Source organism: Actinacidiphila oryziradicis (assembly GCF_005047355.1).
GTDB lineage: Bacteria > Actinomycetota > Actinomycetes > Streptomycetales > Streptomycetaceae > Actinacidiphila > Actinacidiphila oryziradicis.
On record NZ_SUMC01000176.1, the window covers coordinates 1 to 10,069 of the forward strand.

Annotated in this window: 2 protein-coding genes; both read right to left on the reverse strand. The window is 70.9% G+C overall.

Annotated elements, in window-relative coordinates; translation table 11 throughout:
* Positions 1-6,303 (reverse strand): type I polyketide synthase (locus FCI23_RS61885; protein ID WP_407646159.1); only part of this gene is annotated, 6,303 nt, incomplete at its 3' end.
* A complete protein-coding gene (locus FCI23_RS51895; RefSeq protein ID WP_246144871.1) occupies positions 6,246-9,977 on the reverse strand; it encodes an acyltransferase domain-containing protein in 3,732 nt (1,243 codons plus the stop codon). The genes FCI23_RS61885 and FCI23_RS51895, both read right to left, overlap by 58 nt.
* Positions 9,978-10,069: the final 92 nt, after the last annotated feature.

A 10,069-nucleotide genomic window follows, 5' to 3' on the forward strand; every position in this document is an offset into this window, starting at 1 on the left:
CAACCCATTCGACGCACCATCTTGATTCACCGCCGAACCACGCATGATCGCCAACACCCGATGCCCACGCTCACGCGCCACCGACAACCGCTCCAGTGCCACCACCCCGACACCCTCGGCCCAGCCGGTACCGTCTGCGCCGTCCGCGTATGCCTTGCAGCGGCCGTCGAAGGAGAGCGCGCCCTGTCGGGAGAACTCGATGAAGGAGGCTGGTGTCGCCATCACCGTGCCGCCGCCGGCGAGCGCCATCGAGCATTCGCCCTGGCGCAGCGCCTGCGCAGCCAGGTGCATGGCCACCAGCGAGGCCGAGCACGCGGTGTCGAGGGTCACTGCGGGGCCTTCGAAGCCGAGGACGTAGGACACCCGGCCCGAGGCCACGCTGAGCGACGAGCCGGTGAAGCCGAATCCGCTCATCTCCGGCTCGGGTGCCCCGATCCCGTAGCCCTGGTGGGACACGCCCGTGAAGACGCCGACGTCCGTTCCCTTCAGCGTAGCCGGGTCGATCCCCGCGCTCTCCAGCGCCTCCCACGACGCCTCCAGCAACACCCGCTGCTGAGGATCCATCGCCACCGCCTCACGCGGCGAGATCCCGAAGAACGCCGGATCGAACAACCCCGCGCCCTGGAGGAATCCGCCCTCGCTGATGCTCAGCTCGAGGTCGTCGAGATCCCAGCCGCGGTCGTCGGGGAACGGGGACATGCCTTCGCGGCCTTCGATCACCAGCTTCCACAGGTCGTCCGGTCCGGTCACTCCGCCGGGCAGTCGGCATGCCATACCGACGATCGCGATCGGCTCGTCGGGGTCCGCGACCACGACGGGGGTCGTCGTCAGACCCTGGGCACCGGCGACGACCCGATCGCAGAGCTCTTCGGCCAGGTAGCCGGCGAGGGCCTGCGGATTCGGGTAGTCGAACACTAACGTCGCCGGGAGCTTCAACCCCGTCGCCTCGCGCAGACGGTTGCGCAGCTCGACCGACGTCAACGAGTCGAACCCGGCGTCGCTGAACGCGGCCTCGGCTCGAATCGCCTCCGGCCCGGAGTGCCCGAGCACGAGGGCGACCTGCCTGCGGACGAGATCCAGCAGCAGCTTCGCCTGGTCGGCGGGCGTGAGCGCGGCCAGCCGCGCGACCAATTCGCCCTCGCCACGCCCGCCGCCGGGAACCGCTGCCCGCGCCAACTGCCGGCCCGGCCTCACCAGGCCGCGCAGCAGGTGCGGGACCTGTCCCCCATTGCCCGTGCCCGCGGCCGCAGCGGCGCGCATCCCCGGCAGGTCCAGCTTCACCGGTACGAGCAGCGCCTCATCGAGGGAGAGTGCCAGGTCGAGCAGGGCCATGCCCTCGGCCGGGCTGATCGCCTGCACCCCGCCGCGGCTCACTCGCGCCTGGTCGACCTCGCCCAGGTTCGCGGTCATGCCCGCGTCCTGCTCCCACAGGCCCCACGCCAGCGACAGCCCGGGCAGCCCGGCGGCCCGGCGGCCCGCCATCAACCCGTCCAGGCCCGCGTTGGCCGCGGCGTAGTTGCCCTGTCCCGCGGATCCGAACACTCCGGAGGCGGACGAGAAGACCACGAACGCCTCGAGGTCCGGGTAGCCTCGCGTCAGCTCGTCCAGATGCCGCACCGCGTCCACCTTCGGCGCGAACACCTTCGCCATCCGCTCCGGCGTCAACGCCGCGATCACACCGTCGTCCAGTACGCCCGCCGTGTGCACCACGCCGGTCAGCGGGTGATCCTGCGCCGCCGTGATATCGGTGAGCAGGGCGGCGACCTGGTCGCGGTCCGACATGTCGCAGGCCGCCACCGAGACCTCCGCGCCGAGGCCGGTCAGCTCATCGACGAGCTCTTGCATTCCAGCTGCGTCCCGGCCGCGCCGACTGGCCATCACCAGCCGTCGTACGCCATGCGCGGTGACCAGATGGCGAGCGACGACGCTGCCCAGCGATCCCGCGCCGGAGAGCAGAACGGTCCCCGAGCCGAACGAAGGCCGCTCGGCGCCCGCCGACTCCGGTTCCGCGACGCGCGCGAGCCTGGGCACGTACAGCGCGCCCGCGCGCACCGCGACCTGCGGCTCTCCGGACGCCAGCACGGCCCCCAGCACCGGATCGAGACCGGCGCCGAGGTCCGTCTCGAGACCAGCGCCGAGGTCTGTGTCGTGGTCCAGCAACACGATCCGGTCCGGGTTCTCGATCTGCGCCGCGCGGATCAGACCCCATACCGCGGCGCCGGCCGGGTCGATGACGACCTCGCCGACAGGCATCGCGCCCCGCGTCACCACCACCAGCCGCGACTGCTCGAACGACCCGTCATCGGCGGCGAACCAAGCCTGCACGGCCTCCAGCACCCGAGACGAGAGCCCGACCGCATCACCGTCGGCGGCAGAAGCCTCGAGGACCACGGCCGCGGGCACGTCCTCGTCATCGAGTGCTGCGATGTCGCCCGCGCAACCGACGGTGCTCCACGACGGTACGGCGAGGGCGGCGGCCTCGGTCGCCGCCGCCGCGGAGAGGTGCTCGGTCCAGTCCACCCGGAAGAGCGAGCCGGCCCGGCCCGCGCCCGCGGCGGCCTCCAGCTGCTCGGCCGATATCGGCCGCGACACCAACGAGTCCAGGGTGACGACCAGCCCGCCGGTCTCATCGACCGCTTCCAGCGACAACGCGTCACGGGACGGCCGACCCACCCGCACGCGCAACGCGGACGCGCCCGCTGCACACAACCGCAGCCCGTTCCACGCGAACGGCAAGCCCAGGCCGTCCTCCGCCGGGCCCTGCTCGCCCAGACCGCCGGCGACCGCGTTCAGCATCGTGGAATGCAGCGCCGCGTCCAGCAACGCGGGGTGGATGCCGAACTGCGCGCCGGACTCGTCCTCCGGCAACGCGACCTCGGCGAAGACCTCGTCGCCGCGTCGCCACACCGCACGCACACACCGGAACACCGGGCCGTAGCCGAAACCGGCGTCGGCCAGCACCTCGTACCCGGTACCGATGTCGACGGCGTCCGCACCAGGCGGCGGCCACGTGCCGAAGTCGAACCCTGACGAACCATCCTTCGCGGCCGTTGCCAACATGCCGTTGGCGTGACGCGTCCACGTCTCGTCGGATCCGCCCTCCCGCTGCGAGAACACCTCCACCGAGCGCGCTCCGTCGGCACCGGCCGCGCCGACCGTCACCTGGAGCCGAACGCCGCCGCGCTCGGGCACCACGAGCGGGGCCTCGATGACCAGCTCGTCAAGCACCGAACAACCGGCCTCGTCACCGGCTCGCACCGCCAACTCGACCAGGCCCGTGCCGGGAACGACCACGGTGCCGCCGATGACGTGGTCGGCCAGCCACGGGTATGTGCGCAACGAGAGCCGGGAGGTGAACACCAGCCCCTCGGAGCGCGGCAGCTCGATGGCGGCTCCGAGCAGCGGATGATCCAGCCCGACCTGCCCCAACGACACTGCGTCCGTCGCGGCGCCGTTCGACTGCAACCAGAAGTGCTGATGATCGAACGCGTACGTCGGCAACTCGACCCCGGCTCCGGCTCCCGCCGGCAGCAACGCGGACCAGTCCACCGAGCCGCCGCGCACGAACAGTTCGGCCACCGCGATCAGCAGGCTGCGCTGTTCCGAACGGTCATCGCGCAGCGCCGCGAGGCACCGGGCGTCCGGGGCGGACTCCTCGATCATCGCCGTGAGCGCCGCGCCGGGTCCCAACTCGAGGAACGTGCTGCCACCGAACTCGGCTGCCGCGGCGATTCCATCGGCGAACCGCACCGGGCGCCGTACGTGCTCGGTCCAGTACGCCGGATCGGCGTAGTCGCCGGGCTCCACCAACCGGCCGGTCAGGTTTGACACCACAGGCAGCTTCGGCTCCTGCCAGCTCACCTGAGCAAGCTCGGCTGCGAACTCGGCCAGCATCGGCTCCATGCGCCGCGAATGGAACGCGTGCGACACAGCGAGGCGCTTCGTCTTGTGGCCCTGCGCCCGCAGCTGCTCGGCTGCCGCGAGCACCGCGTCCTCGTCACCGGACAGCACGATCGCGGTCGGACCGTTGATCGCGGCGATCTCCACGCCGTCGGTGAGCAGCTCGCTGACCTGCTCGACGGTCGCCGCGACTGCGACCATCGCACCGCCGGCCGGCAACGCCTGCATCAGCCGACCGCGCGCCGCGACCACCCGCGCCGCATCCGCCGACGACAGCACACCGGCGACCTGAGCGGCCGTGATCTCGCCGATCGAATGGCCGAGCACCACATCCGGCCGCACACCCCACGACTCGAGCAGCCGGAACAACGCGTACTCGACCACGAACAGGCCCGCCTGGGTGTAGACGGTCTGATCCAGCAGCTGAGCAGCATCACTCGCACCGCCCGCGCCGTCGACGCCGCCCGCGCCGCCCCACAGCACATCGCGAATGGGACGTTCCAGGTGGGTGTCCAGGAGGTCGCAGGCTTCGTCGAACGGGGCGGCGAACGAACGGCCGTAGCGCGCGTACAGCTCACGTCCCATGCCGACCCGCTGCGAGCCCTGACCCGGGAACACGAACACCGTCTTGCCGCCCGATCCGGTCGGGCTGCCGGTCGTCGTCACCGCGATCGGGCTCTGCCCGCCCCGCGCTACCGCGCCCAGCCCGGCCAGTGCCTCGTCACGGGAATCGGCGATCACCACCGCGCGCTCGGACAACAGCGCGCGCCGATCGACCAGTGCGGCGGCGACGTCCGAGAGCGCGAGGTCGCGTCCGTGTTCGAGCAGTCCGCTCAAGCGCTCGGCCTGGCCGGCCAGCGAACCGGCGCTCTTCGCCGACACCACCAGCGGCATCGGACCCTCATCGACGGACGCCGCGACCGCGTCCTCGATCTGCGGCGCCTCCTCCAGGATCACGTGCGCGTTCGTACCACTGATCCCGAACGACGACACGCCCGCCCGCCGCGGACGGTCACCGCCGTCTCCCCGCGGCCACGCCCGCGCCTCGGTCAACAACGCGACCGCGCCATCGGACCAGTCCACCTGGGACGTCGGTTCGGTGACGTTGATGGTGGCGGGCATGGTCGCATGACGCATCGCCTGCACCATCTTGATCACACCCGCCACGCCGGCCGCGGCCTGTGTGTGGCCGATGTTCGACTTGAGCGATCCCAGCCAGAGCGGCTGGTCCTGCTTCCGATCCTTGCCGTAGGTGGCCAGCAGGGCCTGCGCCTCGATCGGGTCGCCGAGGGCGGTCCCGGTGCCGTGCCCCTCCACGAGGTCCACGTCCGAGGCGGTCAGGCCGGCGGTCGCCAGGGCCCGGCGGATCACCCGCTGCTGCGACGGGCCGTTGGGCGCCGTCAGCCCGTTCGACGCGCCGTCCTGGTTCACGGCGGTTCCCCGGACGAGCGCCAGCACTCGATGGCCGCGTTCCCGCGCCACCGACAACCGCTCCAGCACCACGACTCCGCAGCCCTCGGACAGCACGGTGCCGTCAGCGCCGGAGGAGAAGGACTTGCACCGACCGTCGGCGGCGAGGCCGCGCTGCCGGGAGAACCCGATGATCGTGTCCGGCGTCGCCATCACCATCACACCGCTGGCCAGCGCCAGCGAACACTCGCCCTGACGCAGCGCCTGCCCTGCCAGGTGCATCGCCACCAGCGAGGACGAGCAGGCCGTGTCCACGGACACCGCGGGGCCCTCGAAGCCGAACACGTACGACACCCGGCCCGACGCGACACTCGAGGCCACGCCCGTGCCCGTGTAGCTCTCGACCTCGGCCGCGACCACACCGCCGCCCACGCCGTAGCCCTGGCTGGACGTCCCGGTGAAGACACCGACATCGGCGCCCTTCAGGCCGACCGGGTCGATACCGGCGCTCTCCAGCGCCTCCCACGAGGTCTCCAGCAGCGCGCGCTGCTGCGGGTCCATGGCGAGCGCCTCACGCGGCGAGATGCCGAAGAACGCGGGGTCGAACAGACCCGCGCCGCGCAGGAAGCCGCCGCGGCTCGTGTACGCGGTGCCCACACGGTCCGGATCGGCGTCGAAGAGCGAGTCCAAGTCCCAGCCGCGGTCCTCGGGGAACCCGGAGACGGCGTCGACCCTGCCGGCGACCAGATTCCACAGGTCGTCGGGCGAGGAGACTCCGCCCGGGTAGCGGCAGGCCATCCCGACGATCGCGATCGGGTCGGCCGTGCCGTCGCGCGCGTTCTGCTTGCGCAGCGTGTGCAGCTCCGCCGTGACGCGCTTGAGGTATTCGAGCAGTTGATCGTTCGTAGCCATGTCGTTTTCTTCAATCCCTATTTCTACAGACGCCCGAATTCCTCGTCGATGAAGCTCATGACCTCGTCGGCCGAGGCGAATTCCAGTTGCTCGGCGGCCGTCGGCTCCGCGGTAGCCGCGTCCAGCGGCTCGGGCTCGCCGAGACACCTCGTCACGAGGCCCCGCAGACGCAGCGCGATGTCCGATCTCGTGGAGGCGTCGAGGCTCAGGCCCTCGATCAGCGCCTCGACATCCGCGATCTTCGAGGTCACGCGGGCGAGCGTGTTGTCGCCGAGGTCGAGTTCGTCGCGGAGGTGGTCGGCCAGGGTCTGCGGGTTCGGATAGTCGAACACCAACGTCGCCGGGAGCTTCAGCCCGGTCGCGTCACGCAGGCGATTGCGCAGCTCCACCGACGTCAGCGAGTCGAACCCGGTGTCCTTGAACGCGGCATCGACCGGAACCGCCTCGGCCCCCCCATATCCCAGTACCAGCGCGACCTGACCGCGCACCACGTCCAGCAGCGCGGCCATCTGCTCGGCGGGCGCGAGTCCGGCCAGCCGCTCGACCAGGCGCTGCCGCGCCCCGCCACCGCCGCCCGCCGCGCCGGTCAGCGCCGCCTGCCGCCCGGGCGAGACCACACCGCGCAGCACAGGCGGCACCGCTCCAGCAGCCCGCACCGCGCGCACATCGAGAGCCAGCGGCACCAACAGGGCTTCACCCGAGGCGATCGCGGAGTCCAGGAGCCGTCCCGCGCCGAGCGCGGAGACGTCGGAGACGTCGTTCGGCTGCCACGCGACCGCCACGCCCGGCAGTCCGGCGGCACGGCGACGCGCCACGAGTCCGTCCAGGTATGCGCTCACGGCAGCGAGGTCGCCTTGGCCCGCTGCCCCGAGCACCCCTGCAGCAGAGGAGAAGACGACGAAGGCGCTCAGACCGTCCATCGCGCGTGTCAGTTCATCCAGGTGCCGGACCGCGTCGATGGCGCTGCTGCCATTACTACCGCTGTCGACCGAGTGCACGATGGCGGCCAGCGGGTACTCGTCCGGGATCGACGCCAGCAAGGCCGCCACCTGCTCGCGATCCGACATGTCGCAGTCTGCGACGACCACATTGGCGACGGATTGCCCGAGATGCCGGGCGATCGCTCCGTTCCCGCTGACCAGCACCGTCGCGTCGGAAGCGAAGACCACGTCGGACGCGGGCTCGGCGACGCGCGCCAGCCTCGGCACGAACAGCTTTCCTGCGCGGACCGCGATTTGCGGCTCATCGTAGGCGAGCACCGTGCCCAGTTCCGGCAGTTCATCGGCCGGACCCAGATCAAGCAGGACGAGCCGGTCCGGATCCTCCGCCTGCGCGGCGCGAACCAGACCCCATACAGCGGCGGCTGCCGGATCGACGACGTCCTCGGGGCCGAGGACCTGCATCGCACCGCGCGTCACGATCACCAGCGGGGACAACGCCTTCGAGTCGGCCGTCGCCAGGAACTCCCGGACCCGGTCCGACGCTTCCAGGCCGTCACCGCCGCCAGCCTCGAAGACGGTGGCGGACTCCGGCGTCTCGGCGGGGAACGACAGCGTCGGCAACTCCGTCCAGTCCAGCCGGAACAGCGATTCGGCCACCGCAGTCGAGGAATGCACCTGGTCCATCGACACCGGCCGCGAGACCAGAGAACCCATCGTGATGACCGGGCCGCCCGCCTCGTCGGCGGCCTCCAGCGACAGCGCGTCCGGGCCGGAAGGCACGACCCGCACCCGCAACGCGGTCGCGCCGGCGGCGTGCAGCTCCACGCCGTTCCAGGCAAAGGCTAGTGCTGGCAGCGCATCCGAGTCTGCGTCGCCTCGAGCGGATGCCCTGAACATGCCGGTCTGCAGCGCAGCGTCCAACAACGCGGGGTGGATTCCGAACTTGTCGGCGGCCTCGCGGCCTCGCAGATCCTCAGGCAGCGCGGCCTCGGCGAAGACCTCCTCGCCACGCCGCCAGACGGCACGCAATCCCTGAAACGCCGGACCGAAGCCGAACCCTGATTCGATCAGATCCGCATAGAACGTGCTCATGTCCACCGGCTCGGCACCGGCCGGCGGCCATGCCGTGAAGTCGAAGCCCGTGCTGACGGCCGACGTCGTCTCCACCGCCACCGCCAACGTGCCGGTCGCGTTGCGCACCCACAGCGAGCCCGCCTCGTCGTCCAGCTGGGAGTAAACGGCAACCGAGCGCGATCCGTCGGTCTCGGCCGCGCCACCCAGCACGACCTGGACGCGCGCCCCGCCGCGTCGCGGCACGACGAGGGGAGCCTCGATCACCAGCTCCTCCAACACCGAACACCCGGCTTCGTCCCCCGCCCGCACCGCCAACTCGACCAGTCCGCTCCCGGAGAGAACCGCCGAGCCGCCTATCGCGTGGTCGGCGAGCCACGGATGGCTGAGCAGCGACAACCGTGAGGTGAAGAGCAGCCCGTCGGACTGCGGCAGAACCGCCATCGCGCCGAGCATCGGGTGACCGGTGTCAGTCAGGCCGACCGACTCCGCGTCCGTGGCGGGCGCACCCGCCTGCACCCAGTAGTGCTGGTGGTCGAAGGCGTACGTCGGCAGCTCGACACCGGCGACGCCCGCCCCCTCGGGCAGCGGTTCGGTCCAGTCCACCGGCACGCCATGCACGAACAGCTCGGCCGCCGAGGTCAGCAGGCGGCGCAGACCGCCCTCGTCGCGCCGCAGCGATCCGGTGGCGATGATGGTGGCATCGTCGCCGATCTCCGCGATCGGCTGCATCAACACCGGATGCGCACTGGACTCGATGAAGACGTTGTGTCCCTGAGCGATCAGCGTCTCGATCGCGGGCGCGAACCGCACCTGCCGGCGCAGATTGCGGAACCAGTAGTCACCCTCGAGCGCCCCGGCATCCTCGATCCACTCACCGGTGACCGTGGACAGGAACGGAATCCTCGGAGCCAGACTACGAAGATCCACGAACGCCTCGGCGAGCGCGGTCTGGATCGCATCGATGTGACGGGTGTGCGAGGCGTAGTCCACGGCCACGCGCCGAACCCGCACGCCCTGCTCTTCGAAAGCCTTCAGCGCCTCATCCAGCGCATCAGCGTCGCCAGCCAGGACGACCGACGAGGGCCCGTTGACCGCAGCCACCTCGACACGACCGGCCCAGCGCTCGATCCGCTCGTGGGCCTCAGCCTCGGACAACGCCACCGACGCCATGCCGCCGTGACCGGCCAGGCTCTTGCCGATCACCTGGCTCCGCACGGCCACGATCCGCGCGGCATCCTCCAACGACAACGCACCCGCCACACACGCCGCCGCGATCTCCCCCTGCGAATGCCCCACCACCGCATCCGCCACGACACCGAGCGATTCCCAGACCGCAGCGAGCGCCACCATCACCGCGAAACTCGCCGGCTGCACCACATCCACCCGATCCAACGCCCCACCACGCAACACATCAGTCAAAGACCAATCCACCCACGGCTCCAACGCCGCCGCACACTCAGCAATCCGAGCCGCGAAAACCGGCGACGAATCAAGCAACTCACGACCCATCCCCACCCACTGCGAACCCTGACCCGGAAACACCAACACCGTCTTCCCAAGGCCCCCGGCGCGACCCGACAGCACGTTGACAGCGTCCTCGCCACGCGCGACGGCACCCAGACCAGCCAGCGCTTCATCGCGCGATCCCGCGATCACCACCGCACGCTCGAGGAACAGCGACCGCTGCCCGACCAGCGCGCCCGCCACATCGGTCAACGCATCCCCCTCACCGAGGAACACGCCCAACCGCCCAGCCTGACCAGCCAACGACCCCGCGCTCTTCGCCGAAACCACCAACGGCACCACACTCGCGTCACCAGACGACGCGGACT